Origin of the sequence: Thermus arciformis, assembly GCF_900102145.1 — a bacterium.
In the GTDB taxonomy this organism is placed as follows: domain Bacteria; phylum Deinococcota; class Deinococci; order Deinococcales; family Thermaceae; genus Thermus; species Thermus arciformis.
On record NZ_FNBC01000006.1, the window covers coordinates 20,419 to 41,955 of the forward strand.

The 21,537-nt window shown below is 68.0% G+C and carries 24 protein-coding genes; 14 read left to right on the top strand and 10 right to left on the bottom strand.

Annotation, left to right across the window (positions count from 1 at the left end):
• Nucleotides 1-49: 49 nt before the first annotated feature.
• From BLP62_RS03540 to BLP62_RS13695, 8 genes are all read left to right on the top strand, one after another.
• Nucleotides 50-1,018, top strand: coding sequence for a beta-ketoacyl-ACP synthase III (locus BLP62_RS03540; RefSeq protein ID WP_093005930.1), 969 nt, complete (start codon nucleotides 50-52; stop codon nucleotides 1,016-1,018).
• Nucleotides 1,018-1,935 carry an ACP S-malonyltransferase gene (fabD, locus tag BLP62_RS03545; RefSeq protein ID WP_093005932.1) on the top strand — a complete coding sequence of 306 codons (918 nt, stop codon included), beginning with the start codon at nucleotides 1,018-1,020 and terminating at the stop codon, nucleotides 1,933-1,935. The genes BLP62_RS03540 and fabD overlap by 1 nt, the downstream gene beginning before the upstream one ends.
• A complete protein-coding gene (gene fabG / locus BLP62_RS03550; RefSeq protein ID WP_093005934.1) occupies nucleotides 1,928-2,665 on the top strand; it encodes a 3-oxoacyl-[acyl-carrier-protein] reductase in 738 nt (245 codons plus the stop codon). Before fabD ends, fabG begins: the two co-directional genes overlap by 8 nt.
• A 32-nt stretch (nucleotides 2,666-2,697) precedes the next feature.
• Nucleotides 2,698-2,940, top strand: a complete 243-nt coding sequence (acpP, locus tag BLP62_RS03555; protein WP_093005936.1) for an acyl carrier protein — start codon at nucleotides 2,698-2,700, stop codon at nucleotides 2,938-2,940.
• Between the two features lie 89 nt (nucleotides 2,941-3,029).
• Nucleotides 3,030-4,256 (top strand): beta-ketoacyl-ACP synthase II, encoded by a 1,227-nt coding sequence (gene fabF / locus BLP62_RS03560; RefSeq protein ID WP_093005938.1) that lies wholly within the window; start codon nucleotides 3,030-3,032, stop codon nucleotides 4,254-4,256.
• Complete coding sequence (locus BLP62_RS03565; RefSeq protein WP_093005940.1) at nucleotides 4,257-5,387, top strand: deoxyguanosinetriphosphate triphosphohydrolase; 1,131 nt, start codon at nucleotides 4,257-4,259, stop codon at nucleotides 5,385-5,387. It abuts the gene before it with no gap.
• A 48-nt stretch (nucleotides 5,388-5,435) separates the two neighbouring features.
• Nucleotides 5,436-6,629: a 2-aminoadipate transaminase gene (gene lysN, locus BLP62_RS03570; protein ID WP_093006060.1), complete on the top strand. Its 1,194-nt coding sequence runs from the start codon at nucleotides 5,436-5,438 to the stop codon at nucleotides 6,627-6,629.
• A gap of 168 nt (nucleotides 6,630-6,797) precedes the next feature.
• Complete coding sequence (locus BLP62_RS13695) at nucleotides 6,798-7,061, top strand: hypothetical protein (protein ID WP_176758130.1); 264 nt, start codon at nucleotides 6,798-6,800, stop codon at nucleotides 7,059-7,061.
• Between the two features lie 205 nt (nucleotides 7,062-7,266).
• On the opposite strand, the gene BLP62_RS03580 is transcribed toward BLP62_RS13695, so the two are convergent.
• From BLP62_RS03580 to BLP62_RS03615, 8 genes are read right to left on the bottom strand one after another with little or no spacing between them, the layout of a single operon-like run.
• The gene (locus BLP62_RS03580; protein WP_093005942.1) at nucleotides 7,267-8,160 is read right to left on the bottom strand and encodes a DNA-methyltransferase; all 894 of its coding nucleotides are present in this window, start codon (nucleotides 8,158-8,160) and stop codon (nucleotides 7,267-7,269) included.
• Nucleotides 8,157-9,083, bottom strand: coding sequence for an RluA family pseudouridine synthase (locus BLP62_RS03585; protein WP_093006062.1), 927 nt, complete (start codon nucleotides 9,081-9,083; stop codon nucleotides 8,157-8,159). Before BLP62_RS03585 ends, BLP62_RS03580 begins: the two co-directional genes overlap by 4 nt.
• A 27-nt stretch (nucleotides 9,084-9,110) precedes the next feature.
• On the bottom strand, nucleotides 9,111-9,944 hold the full coding sequence (locus BLP62_RS03590) for an ABC transporter ATP-binding protein (RefSeq protein ID WP_093005944.1): 834 nt from the start codon (nucleotides 9,942-9,944) through the stop codon (nucleotides 9,111-9,113).
• 44 nt (nucleotides 9,945-9,988) lie between these two features.
• Complete coding sequence (locus BLP62_RS03595) at nucleotides 9,989-11,185, bottom strand: ABC transporter substrate-binding protein (protein ID WP_093005946.1); 1,197 nt, start codon at nucleotides 11,183-11,185, stop codon at nucleotides 9,989-9,991.
• A 38-nt stretch (nucleotides 11,186-11,223) separates the two neighbouring features.
• Complete coding sequence (locus tag BLP62_RS03600; RefSeq protein WP_093005947.1) at nucleotides 11,224-12,291, bottom strand: branched-chain amino acid ABC transporter permease; 1,068 nt, start codon at nucleotides 12,289-12,291, stop codon at nucleotides 11,224-11,226.
• Entirely contained in the window at nucleotides 12,288-13,181 is an 894-nt protein-coding gene (locus tag BLP62_RS03605) for a branched-chain amino acid ABC transporter permease (RefSeq protein ID WP_093005949.1), read from the bottom strand. Before BLP62_RS03605 ends, BLP62_RS03600 begins: the two co-directional genes overlap by 4 nt.
• Complete coding sequence (locus BLP62_RS03610; protein ID WP_093005950.1) at nucleotides 13,178-15,112, bottom strand: long-chain fatty acid--CoA ligase; 1,935 nt, start codon at nucleotides 15,110-15,112, stop codon at nucleotides 13,178-13,180. The genes BLP62_RS03605 and BLP62_RS03610 overlap by 4 nt, the downstream gene beginning before the upstream one ends.
• Nucleotides 15,109-15,870 carry an ABC transporter ATP-binding protein gene (locus tag BLP62_RS03615; protein ID WP_093005952.1) on the bottom strand — a complete coding sequence of 254 codons (762 nt, stop codon included), beginning with the start codon at nucleotides 15,868-15,870 and terminating at the stop codon, nucleotides 15,109-15,111. The genes BLP62_RS03610 and BLP62_RS03615 overlap by 4 nt, the downstream gene beginning before the upstream one ends.
• A gap of 163 nt (nucleotides 15,871-16,033) precedes the next feature.
• Here BLP62_RS03615 and rpmH point away from each other — a divergent pair, with 163 nt between their 5' ends.
• Genes rpmH through prmC form a run of 6 tightly spaced genes read left to right on the top strand, consistent with a single transcriptional unit; the run spans nucleotide 16,034 to nucleotide 19,478 of the window.
• Complete coding sequence (gene rpmH / locus BLP62_RS03620; protein ID WP_093006066.1) at nucleotides 16,034-16,183, top strand: 50S ribosomal protein L34; 150 nt, start codon at nucleotides 16,034-16,036, stop codon at nucleotides 16,181-16,183.
• 38 nt (nucleotides 16,184-16,221) lie between these two features.
• Entirely contained in the window at nucleotides 16,222-16,521 is a 300-nt protein-coding gene (rnpA, locus tag BLP62_RS03625) for a ribonuclease P protein component (protein WP_093006068.1), read from the top strand.
• Between the two features lie 5 nt (nucleotides 16,522-16,526).
• Nucleotides 16,527-16,775: a membrane protein insertion efficiency factor YidD gene (gene yidD / locus BLP62_RS03630; RefSeq protein ID WP_093005954.1), complete on the top strand. Its 249-nt coding sequence runs from the start codon at nucleotides 16,527-16,529 to the stop codon at nucleotides 16,773-16,775.
• Nucleotides 16,772-18,061 (top strand): membrane protein insertase YidC, encoded by a 1,290-nt coding sequence (locus BLP62_RS03635; protein WP_093005956.1) that lies wholly within the window; start codon nucleotides 16,772-16,774, stop codon nucleotides 18,059-18,061. The genes yidD and BLP62_RS03635 overlap by 4 nt, the downstream gene beginning before the upstream one ends.
• A gap of 9 nt (nucleotides 18,062-18,070) precedes the next feature.
• Nucleotides 18,071-18,658: a Jag family protein gene (locus BLP62_RS03640; protein ID WP_093005958.1), complete on the top strand. Its 588-nt coding sequence runs from the start codon at nucleotides 18,071-18,073 to the stop codon at nucleotides 18,656-18,658.
• Complete coding sequence (gene prmC, locus BLP62_RS03645) at nucleotides 18,621-19,478, top strand: peptide chain release factor N(5)-glutamine methyltransferase (RefSeq protein WP_093005960.1); 858 nt, start codon at nucleotides 18,621-18,623, stop codon at nucleotides 19,476-19,478. The genes BLP62_RS03640 and prmC overlap by 38 nt, the downstream gene beginning before the upstream one ends.
• Here the strand turns inward: prmC and BLP62_RS03650 are convergent.
• Together BLP62_RS03650 and lptB are read right to left on the bottom strand one after the other, a co-directional pair.
• The gene (locus BLP62_RS03650; RefSeq protein WP_093005962.1) at nucleotides 19,386-20,756 is read right to left on the bottom strand and encodes a DUF3084 domain-containing protein; all 1,371 of its coding nucleotides are present in this window, start codon (nucleotides 20,754-20,756) and stop codon (nucleotides 19,386-19,388) included. The genes prmC and BLP62_RS03650 overlap by 93 nt on opposite strands.
• Nucleotides 20,757-21,485, bottom strand: a complete 729-nt coding sequence (lptB, locus tag BLP62_RS03655; RefSeq protein ID WP_093005964.1) for an LPS export ABC transporter ATP-binding protein — start codon at nucleotides 21,483-21,485, stop codon at nucleotides 20,757-20,759.
• Nucleotides 21,486-21,537: the final 52 nt, after the last annotated feature.

Sequence of the window (21,537 nt, forward strand, 5' to 3'; positions counted from 1 at the left end):
TTTTTTCACTCCTGAAGGATATAGTGAAGGCCATGACGGGAGGTCGGCCATGAGCGGCATCCTGGCCCTTGGGGCCTACGTGCCCCAAAGGGTCATGAAAAACGAGGAGTTTGAGGCCTACCTGGACACCTCCGACGAGTGGATCGTCACCCGCACCGGGATCCGGGAACGGCGCATCGCCGCGGAGGACGAGTACACCTCGGACCTGGCCTTTAGAGCGGTGGAGGACCTCCTAAGGAGGCACCCCGGGGCCCTCGAGGGGGTGGACGGGGTCATCGTGGCCACCAACACCCCGGACGCCCTCTTCCCCGACACCGCCGCCCTGGTGCAGGCCCGCTTCGGCCTCCAGGCCTTCGCCTACGACCTCCTCGCGGGCTGCCCCGGGTGGATCTACGCCCTGGCCCAGGCCCACGCCCTGGTGGAGGCGGGGCTTGCCCGCAAGGTGCTGGTGGTGGGGGCGGAGGCCCTTTCCAAGATCCTGGACTGGAACGACCGGGCCACCGCCGTCCTCTTCGGGGACGGGGGCGGGGCGGCCGTGGTGGGAAGGGTCAGGGAGGGGTTTGGCTTTAAGTCCTTCGTCCTAGGGGCGGACGGCACGGGGGGCAAGGAGCTCTACCACGCCTGCGTGGCCCCTCGCTTGCCCGACGGCACCTCCATGGAAAGGCGCCTCTACATGAACGGGCGGGAGGTCTTCAAGTTCGCCGTGCGGGTGATGAACACCGCCACCCTCGAGGCCATAGAGAAGGCGGGCCTCACCCCCGAGAAGATCCGCCTCTTCGTCCCCCACCAGGCGAACCTCAGGATCATTGACGCCGCCCGGGAGCGCCTGGGCCTTCCCTGGGAAAGGGTGGCGGTGAACGTGGACCGCTACGGCAACACCTCCACGGCCTCCATCCCCTTGGCCCTCAAGGAGGCGGTGGACGCGGGCCGGATCCGGGAGGGGGACCACGTCCTTCTGGTCTCCTTCGGGGCGGGGCTCACCTGGGCCGCCGCCGTCCTCACCTGGGGGGGGGCCTGATGTACGCCGCCCTCTTCCCCGGGCAGGGCTCCCACCGGGTGGGGATGGGCAGGGCCCTCTACGAGGCCTCCCCCGCCGCCAAGGAGGTCCTGGACCGGGCCGAGGCCGCCCTACCCGGCCTCCTCAAGCTCATGTGGGAGGGCCCCGAGGAGGCCCTGACCCTCACGGAGAACCAGCAGCCCGCCCTCCTCGCCGCAGGCTACGCCGCCTACCGGGCCTTTTTGGAGGCGGGGGGAAAGCCCCCCGCCCTCGCCGCCGGGCACTCCTTAGGGGAGTGGACGGCCCACGTGGCCGCGGGCACCCTGGAGCTGGAAGACGCCCTAAGGCTCGTGCGCCTCAGGGGCAGGTACATGCAGGAGGCCGTCCCCGTGGGGGAGGGGGCCATGGCCGCCGTCTTGAAGCTTCCCCTGGAGGAGGTCCAAAAGGCTTTGGAGGGCCTTAAGGGGGTGGAGGTCGCCAACCTCAACGCCCCGGAGCAGACGGTGATCTCCGGGAGGAAGGAGGCGGTGGAGGAGGCGGCGGAAAGGCTCAAGGAGAGGCGGGCCCGGGTGGTCTTCCTCCCCGTCTCCGCCCCCTTCCACTCCTCCCTCATGGCCCCCGCGCGAAAGCGGCTGGCCGAGGACCTGGCCCAGGTTCCCCTGAAAAGGCCCCGCTTCCCCGTCTACTCCAACGTCACCGCGAGGCCCGAGGAGGACCCGGAGCGGATCCGGGCGCTTCTCCTGGAGCAGATCACCGCCCCGGTGCGCTGGGTGGAGGTCCTAAGGGACATGGAGGCGAGGGGCGTCAAGCGCTTTTTGGAGTTCGGAAGCGGGGAGGTGCTTAAGGGCCTCGTCCTCCGCACCCTGAAGGAGGCCCAGGCCCTAAGCGTCCAGGACCCGGAAAGCCTGAGGAAAGCCCTGGAGGTGGAAGATGCGTAAGGCCCTCGTCACCGGAGCAAGCCGCGGCATCGGGCGGGCCATCGCCCTGAGGCTCGCGGAGGACGGCTTCGCCCTGGCCATCCACTACGGGAAGAACCGGGAGCAGGCGGAGGAGGTGGCGGAAGAGGCGAGGCGCCGGGGAAGCCCCCTGGTGGCGGTCCTCGGGGCGAACCTCCTGGAGGCCGAGGCGGCCACGGCCCTCGTCCACCAGGCGGCGGAGGCCTTAGGGGGCTTGGACACCCTGGTGAACAACGCCGGCATCACCCGGGACACCCTCCTCGTGCGCATGAAGGACGAGGACTGGGAGGCGGTCCTCGAGGCCAACCTCTCCGCCGCCTTCCGCACCACCCGGGAGGCGGTGAAGCTCATGATGAAGGCCCGCTTCGGCCGCATCGTGAACATCAGCAGCGTGGTGGGGATCCTGGGCAACCCCGGCCAGGCCAACTACGTGGCCTCCAAGGCGGGGCTCATCGGCTTCACCCGGGCGGTGGCCAAGGAGTACGCCCAGCGGGGGATCACGGTGAACGCCGTGGCCCCGGGCTTCATTGAGACGGAGATGACGGAAAGGCTCCCCCAGGCGGTGAAGGAGGCCTACCTGAGGGAGATCCCCGCCGGGCGCTTCGGCCGCCCTGAGGAGGTGGCCGAGGCCGTGGCCTTCCTGGTTTCGGAGAGGGCGGGCTACATCACCGGCCAGACCCTCTGCGTGGACGGGGGGCTTACCCCCCACTGAGGTCGTGCTAAAATCCCCCCGGGAGGTTTTCCATGACGGAGCAGGAGATCTTTGAGAAGGTGAAGGCGGTGATCGCGGACAAGCTCCAGGTGGAGCCGGAGAAGGTGAGCCTCGAGGCCCGCTTCGTTGAGGACCTCGGGGCCGACAGCCTGGACACCGTGGAGCTCATCATGGGCCTGGAGGACGAGTTCGGCCTGGAGATCTCCGACGAGGAGGCCGAGAAGATCCGCACCGTCAAGGACGCGGTGGAGTACATCAAGGCCAAGCTGGGCTAGGGGGCCCCGGCAAGGGTACAAGGGGCTTGCGACGCGGATGGGGCGCGAAGGGCGCCCCGCCTTTCCCTTTTCCCGGGTATACTACCCCCATGCGACGCGTGGTGGTCACCGGCCTGGGCGCCCTCACCCCCATCGGCGTGGGGCAGGAGGCCTTCCACAAGGCCCAGCTTGCGGGCAAAAGCGGGGTCAGGCCCATCACCCGCTTTGACGCCTCGGCCCTCCCCGTGCGCATCGCCGCCGAGGTGGACGTGGACCCCGAGGCCTACATTGACAAAAGGGAGCTTAGGCGCCTGGACCGCTTCGTCCAGTACGCCCTCATCGCCGCCCACCTGGCTCTGGAGGACGCGGGGCTTTCCCCGGAGGAGCTGGACCCGGAACGGGTGGGCACCCTGGTGGGCACGGGGATCGGGGGCATGGAGACCTGGGAGGCCCAGAGCAAGGTCTTCTTGGAGAGGGGCCCAAACCGCATCAGCCCCTTCTTCATCCCCATGATGATCGCCAACATGGCCTCGGCCCACATCGCCATGCGCTACGGCTTCATGGGGCCTTCCTCCACCGCCGTCACCGCCTGCGCCACCGGCTCGGACGCCCTGGGGCAGGCCCTGCGCATGATCCAGCTCGGCGAGGCGGACGTCGTCCTCGCCGGGGGAACGGAGGCCGCCATCACCCCCATGGCCATCGGGGCCTTCGCGGTGATGCGGGCCCTTTCCACCAGGAACGAGGAGCCCGAGAAGGCGAGCCGCCCCTTCACCCTAAGCCGGGACGGGTTCGTCATGGGGGAGGGGGCCGGGGTCTTGGTCCTGGAGGCGTACGAGCACGCGAAGAAGCGGGGGGCCCGCATCTACGCCGAACTTGCGGGCTTTGGCCGGAGCGCCGATGCCCACCACATCACCGAGCCCCACCCCGAGGGGAAGGGTGCCGCCTTGGCCATGCGCCGGGCCCTGGAGGACGCCAAGGTGGCCCCGGAGCAGGTGGGCTACATCAACGCCCACGGCACCTCCACCCCCGTGGGGGACCGGGCGGAGGTCCTGGCCATCAAGCAGGTTTTCGGGGAGCACGCCAAAAGGCTCATGGTCTCCAGCACCAAGAGCATGACCGGCCACCTCCTGGGGGCGGCGGGGGGCATTGAGGCCATCGCCACGGTCCAGGCCCTCTACCACGGGGTCATCCCCCCCACCATCAACCTCGAGGACCCCGACCCCGAGCTGGACCTGGACTTCGTCCCCGAGCCCCGGGAGGCCAGGGTGGACTACGCCCTCTCCAACTCCTTCGCCTTCGGCGGGCAAAACGCCGTCCTCCTCTTCAAGAGGGTCTAGATGCTTTTCCCCCGGGAAAGGCTTTTGGCGCTGGAGGCCGAGCGCCTCGCCCCCTACGCGCAAAAGGGCCTGGACACCTGGGGGCGCCACTACCCCGAGCCCGAGTCCCCCTACCGCACCCCCTACCAGAAGGACCGGGACCGGATCCTCCACACCACCGCCTTCCGCCGCTTGGAGTACAAGACCCAGGTCTTTCCCAACTGGGCGGGGGACTACTACCGCACCCGCCTCACCCACACCCTGGAGGTGGCCCAGGTCTCCCGGTCCATCGCCCGCGCCCTCGGCCTCAACGAGGACCTCACCGAGGCCATCGCCCTCTCCCACGACTTGGGCCACCCTCCCTTCGGCCACACGGGGGAGCACGTCCTGAACACCCTCATGCAGGACCACGGGGGGTTTGAGCACAACGCCCAGGCCCTAAGGATCCTCACCCACCTGGAAGTGCGCTACCCCGGCTTCCGCGGCCTCAACCTCACCTACGAGGTCCTGGAGGGGATCGCCACCCACGAGGCCGCCTACAGCCCGGGCTTCAAGCCCCTCTACGAGGGGCAGGGGACCCTCGAGGCCCAGGTGGTGGACCTCTCCGACGCCATCGCCTACGCCGCCCACGACCTGGACGACGGGCTACGAAGCGGCCTTTTGGCCCCGGGGGAGCTTTCCGAGGTGGCCTTTCTCCAGGCCCTGGCCCGGGAGGAGGGGCTGGACCTGGAAAGGCTCACGGAGCTCGGGCGGAGGGTTTTGGTGCGCCAGCTTCTGGGCTACCTCATCACCCAGGCCACCCTGGCCACCCACGAAAAGGTGGAGGCCGCCGGGGTCCAAAGCGCCGAGGCCGTGCGCCGCCACCCAAGCCGCCTCGCCGCCTTGGGGGAGGAGGCGGAAAAGGCCCTCAAGGCGCTCAAGGCCTTCCTCATGGAGCGTTTCTACCGCCACCCCGAGGTCCTCAGGGAAAGGCGCAAGGCGGAGGCGGTGCTGGAAGGCCTCTTCGCCGCCTACACCCGCTACCCCGAGCTCCTTCCCCGGGAGGTGCAGGCCAAAATCCCCGAGGAGGGGCTAGAGCGGATAGTGTGCGACTACATCGCCGGGATGACGGACCGCTACGCCCTCGAGGCCTACCGCAGGCTCTCCCCCTGAGGGCGGCACGTTCCGGCGGGACGAAGGGAGGCGGGGTAGACTATGGGGGTGAAACCCCTAAGCTGGTCCGAGGCGTTCGGTAAAGGCGCGGGAAGGATCCAGGCCTCCACCATCCGGGAGCTGCTCAAGCTCACCCAGCGCCCCGGCGTCCTGAGCTTCGCCGGGGGGCTCCCCGCCCCGGAGCTCTTCCCCAAGGAGGAGGCGGCGCAAAAGACGGCGGCGATCCTAAGGGAGAAGGGCGAGGTGGCCCTTCAGTACGGGCCCACGGAGGGCTACTTCCCCTTGCGGGCCTTCGTGGCGGCGTGGCTTGGGGTGGCCCCCGAGGAGGTCCTCATCACCACGGGAAGCCAGCAGGCCCTGGACCTCGTGGGCAAGGTCTTCCTGGACGAGGGAAGCCCCGTGCTGCTGGAGGCCCCAAGCTACCTGGGGGCCATCCAGGCCTTCCGCCTCCATGGCCCCCGCTTCCTCACGGTGCCCACCGGGGAGGAGGGCCCGGACCTGGACGCCCTGGAAGAGGTCCTCAAGAGGGAGCGCCCCCGCTTCCTCTACCTCATCCCCTCCTTCCAGAACCCCACGGGGGGCCTCATGCCCCTTCCCGCCCGGAAGCGGCTTTTGGAGAGGGTCATGGAGCGGGGCCTCGTGGTGGTGGAGGACGACGCCTACCGGGAGCTCTACTTCGGGGAGGCGCGCCTCCCAAGCCTCTTTGAGCTCGCCCGGGAAGCGGGCTACCCCGGGGTCATCTACCTGGGAAGCTTCTCCAAGGTCCTCTCCCCCGGGCTTCGCGTGGCCTTCGCCGTGGCCCACCCGGAGGCCCTGCAGAAGCTCGTCCAGGCCAAGCAGGGGGCCGACCTCCACACCCCCATGCTCAACCAGATGCTGGTCCACGAGCTCCTAAAGGAGGGCTTCTCCGAGCGCTTGGAGCGGGTCCGCAGGGTCTACCGGGAAAAGGCCCAGGCCATGCTGGAGGCCCTGGACCGGGAGGTGCCCAAGGAGGTGCGCTACACGAGGCCCAAGGGCGGGATGTTCGTCTGGATGGAGCTCCCCAAGGGCCTTTCCGCCGAGGGCCTCTTCCAAAAGGCCCTCGAGGAGAACGTGGCCTTCGTGCCGGGAGGCCCCTTCTTCGCCAACGGGGGCGGGGAGAACACCCTGAGGCTCTCCTACGCCACCCTGGACCCGGAGAGGATCATGGAGGGCGTGCGGCGGCTCGGGCGGGCCTTAAAGGGGCTCTTGGCGTTGGTCTAGGAAGAGGAGGGGCTCTCTTCTTCTCAGCTCCTCCACCAGGGCGTCTAAAAAGGCTTCTCCCCCCGCCACCGCCTCCTCGGGCCTCAGCAAAAAAGGCCCTCGGCGGGTGTCTATCTCCAAAACCCAGCAACCCTCCACGAGGCCTTGGGCCCAGAGGGGAGGGCGTCTTTGCGCAAGGGCGGCGAGTCCCTGCTTGAAGCGGGCGTAGATAGGGGCAAGCTCATTTTCCCGGGGAGGTTGGTAAACGCCTCCCTTTCGCTTGGTAGGCGCCCCGTAGTCCAGAACCACAACATACCCTACCACCACCTCGGGAAAAAGGAGTTGGACGGAGGAGACCTCTCCCACCAGATCGTCCAGGCGGTTAGGCCAGGACCCCGAGGGATTTTTCAGGATGGACTTCAGGGAAATGAGAAGCCGCGGTTTCTTGGGTAAGGAGGAACCCGCTGGGTACACCAACCCCAGGTCCCATTTTTTCTCCCGGGCCAAACCGGGTACGGAAACCTCCTGCTCCAAGTAGGGCCAAAGATGTGGGGGTAAGCGCTCCCGCAAGCGCTCCTCCAAATACCCCGCCAAAACCCCCTGGCGCCCGCTATCCTGGGAGGAGGTCCGTATCATGTTTTCTAAAAGCCTTTTCAATCTAACGGCGAGGATGGGGGGCTCCATCCAAGACCTCCAGGGAGAACCCGGGGACTTCCTTGGCAAAGCGCTCTTTGGCCAGCTGAGCGTACCGCGGCACGAGCTCCACGCCCAAAGCCCTCCTCCCCCACCTCGCCGCGGCGATGAGGGTGGTCCCGGTGCCCGCGAAGGGGTCCAACACCACGTCCCCCACGAAGCTGAACATCCGCACCAAACGCTCGGCGAGCTCCAAAGGGAAGGGGGCGGGGTGGTCCTTGGTGCTCTCCCCGGGGATGTCGTCCCAGATCTGCCGGAAGAAGCGGTGAAAGTCCTCCTTGGGAAGGCGGCTCTTCTCCCGCTGCTCCGGCGTGGGCCTGCGGTACCCCCCGGGCTTCCTTTGCATGAGGACGTACTCAATCTCCGTCTTGATGATGGCCCCGGGCTCGTAGGGCTTGCCCAGGAAAACGCCCCGCCCCTCCACCTCGAGGCTGGCGTTGGTGTGCTTGTGCCAGATGATGGGGTTCAGGTTGTCAAAGCCCATCTTGCGGCAGCGCACCTGGATGTCGGCGTGGAGGGGGAAGACGAGGTGCCGCCCATAGCGGCGCCTCGCCACGGCCACGTCCCCCACCACGACGACGAGCCTCCCCCCGGGGACGAGCACCCGGTGGACCTCCCGCCACACCCGGTCCAGCTCGTCCAGGAAGGCCTCGTAGTCCTCCACGTGGCCGAGTTGCCCCGGGACGTCCTCGTAACGCTTCAGGGTCCAGTAGGGCGGGGAGGTCACCACCAGGTGGACCGAGGCCTCGGGGAGGGAGGCCAGCACCTCCCGAGCGTCCCCCACGTGGAGGCGGTGAACCCCGGAAGGGGTGCCCTCCCCTTCTAAAAGCAGCTCTTCGGGCCTCGCGAGGGAGCTCATTGCGCCCCAGTATACCCTTCCCGCACCACCTCTTCCGGCCACTTCCCCCCCAGGGCCTCCCAGGCTCGGGCCATGTCCTGGGGCACGGGGGCGAGAAACTCCAGAATCCGGCCCGTGCGGGGGTGGGGAAGGCGGAGCTCGTAGGCGTGGAGGGCCTGGCGCCCGATATGGGGGCTCTTTCTCCCGTAGAGCTCGTCCCCCAAGATGGGCGCCCCCAGGTGCTTCAGGTGGACCCGGATCTGGTGGGTGCGGCCCGTGTGGGGCCTCGCCTCCACCAGGGCGTAGGGGCCCGCGGTGGCCAGAACCCGGAAGTCCGTCTCCGCGTAGCGGGGGGCGACGCCCCCCACGTGCATCCGGTGCCGCTCCACCGGGTGGCGGCCGATGGGGGCGACGAGGGTGCCCTCCTTGGGGTGGCCCTCGGTGAGGGCCAGGTAGCGCTTCATCACCAGGCGGTCGCGGAAGGCCCGGGAGAGGGCCTCGAGGGCCCCCCCGTGCTTGGCCACCACCAGGACCCCGCTCGTGTCCTTGTCCAGGCGGTGGACGATGCCCGGGCGCACCAGCTCGGGCCGCTTAGCCTCCTCCAGGGGGAAGTAGCGGCCGAGAAGGGCGTTCACCACCGTGCCCGTGTAGACCCCGGGGGCGGGATGGGTGAGGAGGCCCGGGGGCTTGTTGAGGACCAGCATGTCCTCGTCCTCGTAGAGAACGGGGAGGAAAAGGTCCTCCGGCGCCACCCAGGGCTTCTCCTCGGGGGGGTCCACCACCACCTCCTCCCCCTTTAGGCGGTAGGCGGGCTTGGAGACCACCTTTTCCCCTACCCGCACCCGCCCCTGGGCGATCCAGGCCTGGGCCCGGGCCCGGCTCACCCCCAGGGCCTCGGCCACGGCCTGGTCCAGGCGAAGGCCTTCCCTGCGGAAGCGCACCACGCTCCCCATGATAAGGGGAGAAAACCCCTACATGAAGCGCTTCCTGCGCTTGTAGGCCTTGACCTCCTTGAAGCTCTTCCGCCCCCCGCCCTTGGCCACCCCCAGGTAGAACTCCTGCACATCGGGGTTCTCCAGGAGGCTCTTCTGGTCCCCTTCCAGGACGATGCGCCCCGTCTCCATGATGTAGCCGTAGTGGGCCACGGAAAGGGCCATCCGGGCGTTTTGCTCCACCACCAGGACCGTGACCCCCTCCTCGGCGTTCACCCGGGCCACGATCCCGAAGATCTCCCGCACGAGGAGGGGGGCAAGGCCCAAGGAAGGCTCGTCCAGAAGGAGAAGGCGGGGCCTGGCGAGGAGGGCCCGGCCGATGGCCAGCATCTGCTGCTCCCCTCCCGAGCAGTACCCCGCGAGCCGGTGCCTGAGGTCGGCCAGGCGGGGGAAGTAGTGGTAGATCCGGTCCAGCTCCTCCTTGAGGTTCACGCCCCTTCGGGTGAGGGTGCCCACCTTGAGGTTCTCCTCCACCGTGAGGTGCTTGAAGACGCGGCGCCCCTCCAGGACCTGCACGATGCCCAGCTTGACGATCTCCTCGGGAGGGCGGCCCTGGATGGGCGTTCCCCGGTAGAGGATCTCCCCCCGCACCACCTCCCCGTCCTCGGGGATGAGGAGGCCGGAGATGGCCCTAAGGGTGGTGGTCTTCCCCGCGCCATTGGGGCCCAGGAGGGCGGTGATCCTCCCCTCGGGCACCTTCAGGGAGACCCCGCGGAGCACCTGGATGATGTCGTGGTAGACCACCTCAATGTTGTTGACGAGGAGGAGGATGGGGCCGAGGTCCTCAGGGCGGGTGGGGTTAAGGGTGTCCATGGCCTTTCAGGGAAGGGGCCCGGGGCGCCCCGGGCCCCTGGGGTTTACTTGCCGTAGTGCACCTTGCGGAAGAGGGCCGAGGTGAAGGGCTCGGAGACGGGGACGAAGCGGCCCCCCTTGGCCTCGAGGATCCGGAGGCCCTCCGCCCCGGTGTGCTCGCTCTTGGTGAAGTCAATCTCAATACCCTGCTTGGTGGAAACGGCGAAACCCGGCTTAAAGGCGTTGGGCCCGTTCATGCCGACGATGGCCTGGTACACGGTCTCGTTGGTGACCCGCTTGAACCGCTCCTGGGCCCTGCGGATGGCCTCCACGGCAATGGCCGCGGCGAGCATCCCATTGGTGTAGTTGGTGCTCTCGGCGATGGCCTGGGGCCGGCCGTACTTCTGGGCGATCTCCTTCTGCAGGCGGATGCCCGGCGCGTCCTCGTGGTACATGTAGAAGCTCGTGGCCCAGAGGAAGCCCTCCGCCGCGTCCCCCGCCAGCTTGATGAGGTCGGGGCCTCCCGTGTAGTGGGCCCCCAGGTGGCGCATCTTCAGGCCCAGACGCTTGGCGTCCTTGAGGATGTTGGCCACGGGACCGGCCACGTTCTGGTGGACCACGTACTCCACCCCCGCCTGCTCAAAGCGCTTGAGGAGGGCGGTGTTGTCCAGGTTGCCGCTCCCCACCTCCTGGACGTCCACGATCTGAAGCCCGAGCTCCCGGGCGGCCTTCCTCGCGTCCTCCACCGGGGCCCGGCCGAAGGGGGAGGGGTTCACCACCAGGGCCACCTTGGCCCCCTTCTTCTGCTTGGCGATGTACTCCAGGAGGGCCACCACCTGCTCCGAGTAGGTGGAGGTGGGGATGAAGAAGTAGTCGTTGTTGGGGGGGTCCACAAGCTCCACGTGCATGGAGGCGGGGATGGTGGGGATCTTGAGCTCCTGGATCAGGGCCTTGAGCTGCAGGTTCGCCCCGGTGGAGTAGGAGAGGAAGACGGGGATCTTGAAGCGGTCCACCGCCTCCTCAAAGAAGCGCTGGGTGTTGGCGTTGTTGTACTGGTCGTCCCGCACCACGCAGTTGAAGACCACCCCGGGCACGAGCTTCCGCTCGTTGGCCCACTTGCAGTAGTCCTCCACCGCCGCCCCGTAAGGGGCCCCAGCGTCCGAGGTGGGCCCGGTGATGGCCCCCGACCAGAAGAGGGTCACCTGCTGCTGGCCCAAGGCCAACCCTAAAACCGCCGCGATGCCTGCCAGTGTCCTCCGCATACGTTCCCTCCCTTCACCAACCCCATGAGGGGGGTTGCCTAGTACCTAAAGGGCCAGGTGCGGAAGTAGCTTCGCACCAGGCGCCACCAGTTGTAAAGCCCCCTAGGCTCAAACACCAGGAAGAGGACGATGACGAGGCCGAAGGCGAAGGGACGGAGGGCGCTCGCCACGTCCACCCCAGCCACGCTGAAGCCCAGGGCCTTGATGAGGTTGGAAAGGGCCTCCATGTTCACGTCCAGAAGCTCCAAAAAGGCGGGCCCCAGGAAGCTTCCCACCAGGGTCCCGAGCCCCCCCACGATGGCCATGGCCAGGAGCTTGATGGAGACGGCGAAGGTGTAGTCCTCTATGACCACCGCCCGGGAGAGGTAGGCGTAAAGCACCCCGGCCACCCCGGCGTAGAAGGCCCCCAGGGCGAAGGCGAAGAGCTTGGTGCGCCCCGGGTCCATGCCCATGGCGTCCGCCGCCCGGTCGTTGTCCCGCACGGCCACCAGGGCCCTCCCGTACCTGGTGCGCAGAAGGTTGCGCCAGAAAAGGGCCAGAAGGACCAGCACGGCGAGGCTCACGTAGTACCAGAAGTGGTAGTGGTTGCGGAAACCCACCTCGTACCCCAGAAAGCTCACCCGGGGCAGGTCCATGGCCCCCCCCTGCCGTAAAAGGGGCATATGCCCCACGGTCCATTCAAAGACCATCTGGAAGGCCAGGGTGGCCATGGCCAAATAGAGGTGCTTCACCCTAAGGCTCGGGATGCCCACAAGAAAACCGAAGAAGGCCGCCACCAGGCCCCCCAAGGGAAGAACCAGCCAGAAGGGCAGGCCCTGGGGGGCGAGAAGGGCCGCGGTGTACGCCCCCACCCCCATGAAGGCCGCCTGGCCGATGTTGATGAGCCCCGCATACCCCGTGGTGACGTTGAGCCCCAAGACGGCGAGGCTGTAGACCAGGATCAGGTCCAGGATGAAGACCTGAGTGCGGGAAAGAAACTGGGGGAGCACCAGGAGAAAGGCCAGGAAGAGGAGCAGAGAGACCAGCTCCCGGTGAGTGGCGAAGAGGCTCGCGTCCTCCTCGTACCGGGTGCGGTAGTTTCCGGTCTGGGCCCAGGGGTTCTTCATACGCGCTCAATCTCCTCCGTGCCGAAAAGCCCGTGGGGCTTGAACCAAAGGACGAGAAGGAGGACCAGGAAGGGGAAGACGTCCCGGGTTCCCCCGCCGGGGACAAAGGGGTCCAGGTAGCCCGCCGCCAGGTTCTCCAAGACGCCGATGATGATCCCCGCCACCACCGCCCCGGGGATGGAGTCCAGCCCCCCCAGGATGACCACGGGGAAGACCTTAAGGCCAATGTGCACCAGCCCGTCCAGGTTCAGGCCGGAGATGGTGCCCACCACGATCCCCGCCGCCGCCGCGGTGAGCCCTGCCGCCGCCCAGGCCAGGGCGAAGACCTTCTCCACGGAAACCCCGAGGCTTAAGGCCGCCATCTGGTCGTCGGCCACGCTCCGCATGGCGATCCCTAAGGTGGAGCGCTGGAAGAACCAGGTGAAGAGGACGAGGAAGCCCAGGGTAAAGGCCACGGCGAGAAGCTGGGCGTAGGAAACCTGCACCCCAAGGACGCTCACCCCCCCAGGGGGCAGGAAGGCGGGGTAGCTGAAGTTGCCCGCCCCGAAGGGGGTGAGGTGGATCAAGCCGTCAAGGAGGGAGGCGAGGCCGATGGTGGCCATGATGACCGAGATGATGGGCTGGCCCACCATGCGCTTCAGGAAGACCCGCTCCACCCCGAAGCCCAACAGGGCGGTGAGGGCCAAGGCCAAGGCCGCCGCCAGCAAGAAGGGGGCGCCCAAGGAGGCCATGGCCCAGTAGGCCAGGAAGGCCCCGATGGCGATGAACTGCCCCTGGGCGAAGTTCACCACCCGGCTCGCCTTGTAGATGAGGACGAAGCCCAAGGCGGCGAGGGCGTAGACGAGCCCCAGCACCACCCCCGAGAAGAGAAGCTGCAGGAAGAAGCTCACGCGGGCACCTCCTCCCTCAGGTCCCACACGGGCACCCGGGCCCGAAGCCGCTGGACGCTCCCGTCTTGGTAGCGGTACTCCGCCTCCACCTCCACCTCCTGGGCGCCGGAGTAGAGGGCCTCCACCAGGGGGGCGTACTTCTTGGCGATGAGGCCCCGGCGCACCTTGCCCGTGCGGGTAAGCTCCTCGTCGTCGGCGTCAAGGAGCTTGTAGAGGAGGACAAAGCGGCGGACCCTAAGCTCCTCCGGAAGCCCCTGGTTCACCTTCTCCACCTCCTTGCGGATGAGCTCGGCCACCTCGGGCTTCAAGGAGAGGTCCAGGTAGGTGGTGTAGGCCAGGCCCCGGTCCTCGGCCCACTTGCCCACGGTCTGGGGGTCTATGTTGAGGAAGGCCGCCAGATAGGGCTTCCGGTCCCCGAAGACCACCGCCTCCTTGATGTAGGGGGAGAACTTGAGCTTGTTCTCCACGAACTGGGGGCTGAAGACCGTGCCCTTCTCCGTGCGCATCACGTCGGAGAGGCGGTCAATGACCACCAGGTGGCCGTCCTCCGTGAGGTAGCCCGCGTCCCCGGTGTGGAGCCACCCGTCCCCGAAGGTCTCCTGGGTGGCCTCGGGCCTCTCCCAGTACCCGGCGCAAACGGCGTCGGAGCGGCAGAGGATCTCCCCCTCCTCGCTGATCCGCACCTCCGTCCCGGGGATGGGGAGGCCCACGGTCTCGTGGCGCACGTCCCCATCCCGGTGGACGAAGGCGATGCCGATGATCTCCGTCTGGCCGTAGATCTGCTTGAGGTTGACCCCGATGGCGTGGAAGAAACGGAAGACGTCGGGGCCCAAAGCGGCCCCCCCGGTGTAGGCCCGGCGGAGGCGGAGGAAGCCCAGCTGGTCCCGCAAGGGCTTGAAGAGGACCTGGTCGGCGAACCAGTAGGCGAGGCGAAGCCCTAGGGGCATGGGCTTCCCCCGCATGCGGTAGTCCGCCGCCCAGTAGCCGAGGCGCAAAAGCCGCTCGTAGACAAAGCGGTTGAAGGCGTAGCTTTCCGAGATCCGCACCCAGATCTGGCTCTGGATCCCCTCCCAGACCCTGGGCGGGCTGAACATCACGTGGGGGCCGATCTCCTTGAGGTCCTGCATGGCGGTCTCCACGGCCTCGGGGAAGTTCACGGCGAACCCCCCGGTGAGGGCCATGGCCACGGACATCATCTGCTCCCCGATCCAGGCCAGGGGGAGGAAGGAGAGGTAGTCGTCCGTGGGGAGGAGGGGGTCCACCTCCTGCAGGGCCACCCCCATGTGGATGAGGTTGCGGTGGCGGAGCATGGCCGCCTTGGGGCGCCCCGTGGTGCCGGAGGTGGAGGAGAGGTGGCAGACCTCCTCGGGGTTCGCTTCCAGGAGGAGCTTCTCCACCGCGTCCGGGTGCTTCCTCCGGTGCTCCCGCCCCCGCTCCAGCACCTCGGCGAAGGAGAGGAGCCAGGGGTCCTTGTAGCCCCGCATCCCCTTCTCGTCCTCGTAGATCACGTAGCGAACGTGGGGGATCTCGCTTCGGATCTCGTAGAGCTTGTCCACCTGCTCCTGGTCCTCGGCGAGGACCACGCTCGCCCCCGTGTACTGGAGCATGTAGGCGATCTCGGGGGGGAGGCTGCTCTGGTAAACCCCCACGCTGATCCCCCGCACCGCCTGGGCCCCGAGCTCGGCGTAGAGCCATTCGGGGATGTTGTCGGCGATGACGGCGAGCCGCTCCCCCGGCCCAAACCCCAGGGAGAGGAGGCCGTGGGCGAAGAGGAGGACGTTCTCGTAGTACTGGGCGTAGGTGATCTCGTTCCAGATGCCGTAGTCCTTCTCCCGGAGGGCCACCCGGTCCCCTTCCTGCTCCGCCCTTAGCCTCAGGAGCTGGGGCAGGGTGTAGCGCTTCATCTCGTAGGAGGGCCTCAAGGCCTTCACGCTTCCACCCCCAGATAGGCCTCCTGCACCCTGGGGTTCTTCGCCACCTCCTCGGGCCTCCCCTCGGCGATGACCTGGCCGAAGTCCAGGACGTAGACCCGGTCGGAGATGTCCATGACCACCCCCAGGTCGTGCTCAATGAGGATCACCGTGGTGCCCCGGGCCCGGATCTCCAGGACGAAACGCACCATGTCCTCCTTTTCCTCGAGGGTCATCCCGGCCATGGGCTCGTCCAGGAGGAGGAGCTTGGGGGAAAGGGCCAGGGCCCGGGCCACCTCCACCCGCTTCCTCACCCCGTAGGGGAGGTTCCCCACCAGGGCCTTGCGGTAAGGCTCCAGCTCCATGAAGTCAATGACCTCCTCCACGGCCCGGCGGTTTTCCACCTCCTTTTTCAGGGCCTTCCCGTAGAAGACCCCGGCGGCGAGGAGGCCGTAGCTCAGGTGGGTGTGCCGGGCCAGCATGAGGTTTTCCAGCACGGTGAGGCCTGAGAAGAGCTCTATGTTTTGAAAGGCGCGGGCGACCCCCAGCTTGGTGATGGCGTGAGGGCTCGCCCGGGTGATCTCCTGCCCCTCAAAGAGGATGCGTCCTCGCTGGGGATGGTAGAAGCCGGAGATGCAGTTCAAAAGGCTCGTCTTCCCCGCCCCGTTGGGCCCGATCACCGAGACGAGCTCCCCCCTTTCCACCCGCAGGGAGACCCCGGCGAGGGCCGCCACGCCGCCAAAGGTTAAGGTGATGCGCTCCACGGAAAGCTGGGCCACGGGCTCCTCCCTAACGACCGTTTACCGGGGAGTATAGGGGAGGCCAGCGAGGTTGTCAACGCCGTGGGGGCTTGCCTGCAAAAATCCGTTAGGCCAGACTCCGCCTCCCTTATGCTACACTCGTTAGGGTGTCGGGGGCCCAAGGCCCCAGGGAGGGAAATGGATGAAAAGGACCTGGCAGCCCAACCGGAGGAAGCGGGCCAAGACCCACGGCTTCCGGGCCCGCATGAGGACCCCAGGCGGCAGGAAGGTGCTGAAGCGCAGGCGGCAGAAGGGCCGCTGGCGCCTCACGCCCGCGGTGCGGAAGCCCTAAGCCCCAAGCCCCCCACCCCGGGGGGCAAGCTCCTTTCGCTGAAGGGCGACCGGGCCTTCCAGCGCCTCCGCAAGGGAAAGGCGGGAAGGGGCCGCTACGTGAGCGTGAAGTGGCTTCCCGCCTCCGAGCTTCGCGTGGGCATCGTGGTCTCCAAGAAGGTGGGCAAGGCGGTGGTGCGCAACCGCATCAAGCGGCGGCTTAGGGAGGTCCTCCGCCGCCTCCACCTTCCCAAGGCCCACCTCCTCCTGGTGGCGAGCCCCGAGGCCCGGGAGGCGGACTTCGCCGCCCTCTTCCAGGACGTGGTGCGGGCCTTGAGGAAAAGCGGGCTGGTACAATAGGCGGCGTGCGCGGCTTGCTGATCCTTCTGGTGAAGGCCTACCGGCGCTTCCTCTCCCCCCTCAAGCCCAAGACCTGCCGCTTTCACCCCACCTGCTCCGCCTACGCCCTCGAGGCCCTGGAGCGCCACGGGGCCTTCTGGGGCAGCTACCTGGCGGCAAGGCGCCTCCTCCGGTGCCACCCCCTAAACCCCGGAGGGCTGGACCCCGTGCCCCTCGTCTTCCCGCCCCGGCGGGCCAAGGAGGAGGCCCGATGAGAAGCCTGGCTTTGGCCCTCCTCCTGGTCCCCGCCTTGGCCCTGGAGGCCACCTTCAAGGACGTGGATGTGAACGGGGACGGCGTGCCGGAGAAGGTGGCCGTCACCAACCTCATGGACCTGGCCTTCAACGAGGCAGGCCAGGTGGTGGGCTGGTACGTGAAGACCTACAAAGGAACGGCCTTCAACGACTACACCCGCGCCCCCAACCTGAGCCCAAACGGCCCGGTGGTGGCCCCCGAGGGCTTCACCCCAAAGAAGGCGGAGTTCGCCGTGGAGAATGGCCGCCTTCTCGCCCGCTTTCAAGGCCAGGAGGGTACCCTCACCTACCGCATAGAGAAGGGGCGCTACACGGTGAGCGTGGAGGCGGACTTCCCCCTCACCCTGCGGCTTTCCGCCCAGGGCGCCTCCAAAATCCTCCTGGAAGGCCAGAAGGAGCCCCTGCCCAGCGGGGAGGGCCAGGCCCGCTACCTGGCCTGGCAGACCCGGCCCAAGGCGGGCTACGCCCTGGTGGCCTTCGCCGAGAGGCCCTTTGCGGCCAAGCTTCTCGGAAAGGGGGGGGAAGTGGACCTCCGCCCCGGGGAGGCCCTGAAGGTCTACGGGGGCCAGAACGAGCTCGTCCGCTTCCACGTGGAAGGCCTCCTTCCTCTCCCCGGCCTCTTCGCCCCCAACATTTGGGGCCAGCTCTCCCTAGGCCTTCTCTGGCTCATGGAGACCGCCTTCCGCTACACGGGGAGCTGGGGCCTGGCCATCCTCTTCCTCACCCTGGTGGTGCGGCTTCTCCTCTGGCCCCTCATGCACCAGCAGTTCAAGAGCATGGCGGAGATGCAACGCCTCCAGCCCCTCATCCAGAAGATCAACGAGAAGTACAAGGACGACCCCAACAAGCGGGCGGAGGCCACCATGAAGCTCTACCAGGAGCACAAGGTGAACCCCGCCGCGGGCTGCCTGCCCCTTTTGGTCCAGATGCCCATCCTCTTCATCCTCTGGAAGGTGATCGCCAACTACGAGTTCGGGCAGGGCTTCCTCTGGATCCCCGACCTGGCCCTCCCCGACCCCTTCTACATCCTCCCCGCCCTCTACGTGGCCAGCACCTTCCTCTCCACCTGGGTTTCCGCCCACGGGAACAAGGACCTCATCCGCCAGAGCCTCTTCATGAACCTCATCTTCATCTTCCTCGTCTTGCAGTTCCCCTCGGGGGTCACCCTCTACTGGGTGCTTTCCAACCTCATCGGCCTCCTCCAGCAGTGGCTCATCAACAAGAGCCTGAAGCCGGTGACGGCGTAAACTGGGCTTATGGACGAGAAGAAAAAGAACATTGACGACCTCCTCGCCGACCTCGGGGTGCTGGAGGAGGCCCCCGTGGAGGTGGGGCTCAAGGAGGCGGGAAAGGAGGAAAGGCCCAAAAGCCCCAAGGAGGTGCTGGAGGGCTTTCTGGTGGGGCTTCTCCTGCGCCTGGACCCGGGGTACCACGTGGAGGTGCGCCAGGAGGGGAACCTCCTCAAGGCCGAGGTCAAAGGGGGAGACCTGGGCCGCTTCATCGGCAAGGAAGGCCGGACCCTGAAGGCGGTGGAGTACCTGGCGGGGGTGGTCCTGGCCAAGCACTTCGGGGGGGAGTACCGCGTGGTCCTGGACGCCGCGGGCTACCGCAGGCGCCGGGAGGAGAGGATCCGCAAGCTGGCCGAGGAGGCCGCCCTCACCGTGGAGCTCACGGGCGAGCCCCTGCCCCTCCCCCCCATGCGCCCCTCGGAAAGGCGCATCGTGCACATGCTCCTCAAAAACCACCCCAAGGTGACCACGGAAAGCCAAGGGGAGGGGGAGGAACGGCACGTGGTGGTCTACCCCCGTGATAAGGCTCCTCCGGGAACTGGAAAGGAGGCTTGAGGCCGCGGGCCTCCCCAGGGGCGAAGCCTGGGACCTTTTGGGCCTGGCCACGGGCCTTCCCCGGAAGGCCCTTTTCCTAAAGCTTCGGGAGCCCCCGCCCCCGGGAAGCGAGGCCCGGGCCATGGCCTTGCTGGAAAAGCGGCTTTCGGGCTACCCCCTCCAGTACCTCCTGGGGGAGGTGGAGTTCTTCGGCCTGCCCCTCCGGGTGGAGGAAGGGGTGCTCATCCCCAGGCCCGAGACGGAGGGGCTGGTGGCCCTGGCCCTGGGGCTTCCCCTCCCCCCAAGGCCGCGCATCCTGGACGTGGGCGCGGGCACGGGGGCCATCGCCTTGGCCCTGAAGCGGCACCTGCCCGAGGCGGAGGTCTACGCCACCGAGGTGGACCCCAAGGCCCTGGCCCTGGCGGAGGAGAACGCCAGGCGCCTGGGGCTTCCCGTGGCCTTTCTCCCCGCCTCCTTGACCGGGGGGCTCAGGGGCCTGGACCTGGTGGTGGCCAACCCCCCTTACCTCCCCGAGGCCTACCGGGAGAGCGCCCCCAAGGAGCTCGCCTTTGAAAACCCCCTGGCCCTCTACGCCGGGCCGGAAGGCCTCTCGGTGGCCCGCCCCCTGGCCCAGGAGGCCTGGGAGGCCCTTCGGGCGGGGGGCTTCCTCCTCCTGGAGCTCGCCCCGGAAAACGTCCACCTCCTCGCCCAGGAGCTTCGGGAAAGGGGCTGGGAGGGGGTGGAGGTGCTAAGGGACCTCGCGGGTCGGGACCGGTACCTCCGGGCCCGGAGGCCCCCCGAGAAGCCCGAAGGCGAGGAGGGGCCGCTCGCTGGTCCGTAGCTCCTGCACGGCCACCACCCCCACCCGCACCACCCCCCTCTTTCCCTCCAGGAGGGCCAGGCCCCGGGCCAGTTCCTCGGGGGAGGGGAAGGTAGCGTACTCGGGGGGAAAGCCCGCCTCCAGGAGCCGCTCCCGGGCCTCCTTCCCCAGGCGCTCCAGGACCTCTTGGTTCTTGGCCGGGGTGGAAAGCCGAAAGGTGGCGCTGGCCAGGACCTTTCCTTTCTCGGCCACCCGCCTTTCGGGGTAAAACCGCACCCGAACCAGAAGCCGCCCCTCCTGGTAGCCCGCCCCCTCGAGGACCGCCACCCCGGGGCCCCGCACCTCCTCCTCCAGGAGGAGCTCCACCCCCCGGAAGCCCTGGGAAAGGGCCCGGCGCTCCGCCACCCGCTCCAGGACCACCCGCCCCTCCTCCGCCCCCAGGCGGACCTCCCCCAGGGAAAGCCCCTGGCTGAGGCGGGCCAGGCGGGCGGAAAGCTGGCCCCGCTCCCCTTGCAAGACCTCCGCCTGTTGCACCAGGTCCCGCACCCGCTCCTCGGCCCGGCGGAGCTCCTTCCGGGCCTCCTCCAGGCGGGCCCTTAAGGCCTCGGCCTCCGCCTTGAGGGCCTGGCGCTCCTTCTGGGCCTCCCCCAGCCTGGCCTCCAGGAGGGTCAAGTCGGCCTCGAGGCGGGCCTTTTCCCTTTCCAGGCGTTTCCTTTCCGCCTCCGCCCGGCGCACCGCCTCCTCCAGGGCCTTGAGGGCCTCCGCCCTCTGGGCGAGAAGGCCCTCCTTCTCCCGGAGGGCCCTTTCCCGCTCCTCCAGGAGGGCGGTGAGCCGCTTCTTTTCCGCCTCCAAAGCCCTCACCCGGGCCTCCAGGGCGCTGGCCTCGGCCTGAAGGCGCTTCCTTAAGGCGGCCGCCTCCTCTAGGGCCCGGGAGAGCTCCTTGGCCTCGGAGCGGAGGGCGTTGAGCTCGGCCAGGGCCCGGGAGGCCTCGGCCTCCAGGGCCTCCTTGGCGCGAAGGAGGGCGTCCCGCTCCGCCTTAAGCCCGTCCCGCTCCTTGCGGACAGCCTCCGCCTCGAGGATGGTCACCCGGGCCTCCCGGAAAACCAGGAGAAAGCCCAGGTAGCTGAAAAGGGCGATCCCCACCCCGGTGAACACCGCCACCAGGGTGGCCGTCTGCCGGGGCCTCAGGCCGAAGAGGCGGTAGTGGCGCTTCCCGGCCCACTTGGCCACCTTGTCCCCCAGGTAGGCCACGAAGGCCGAGAGGAAGAGGATGAGGAAAAGAAGCGCCCAGAAGGTCATCTAAAGCTCGTAGTCCTCTCCCAGGTAGTGCCGCCTCACCCCCTGGTCCTGGGCGAAGGTCTTGGGGTCGCCGTGGAAGAGGATCTCCCCGTCGTACATCACGTAGACCCGGTCGGTGATGGCCAAAGTCTCCCGCACGGCGTGGTCCGTGATGAAGACCCCCACGCCGCGCCTCTCCCGGAGCTCGGCGATGACCTTCTGGATCTCCTTGACGTTCTTGGGGTCCACCCCGGTGAAGGGCTCGTCCAGGAGGATGAAGTCGGGGTCGGTGGCGAGGGCGCGGGCGATCTCCAGCCTGCGCCTTTCCCCACCGGAGAGGGCGTAGGCCATCCGGTCCCTGAGGTGGTGGATGGCGAGCTCCTCCAGGAGGGCCTTGGCCTTCTCCAGCCGCTCCTTTTTGGAAAGCGGCTGGAACTCCAGGATGGCCAGGAGGTTCTCCAAGACCGTCATGCGCCGGAAGGCGCTGGGCTCCTGGGGGAGGTAGCCGAGGCCGAGCCGGGCCCTTTGGTACATGGGCAGGCGGCCGATCTCCTGCCCCTTGAGGAAGATCCGCCCCGCGGTGGGCCGGATGAACCCCACCACCATGTAGAAGGTGGTGGTCTTCCCCGCCCCGTTGGGGCCGAAGAGGGCCACGATCTCGCCCCGCCTGAGGTGGAGGTCCACCCCCTTCACCACCTCCTTCGGGCCGTAGCGCTTCCTGAGTCCTTGGGCCATGAGCTCGCCGTCCATTGCCCCTCAGCGTAAGGCTCGGCCTTTAACCCCGGATGAGATAATGGGCGAG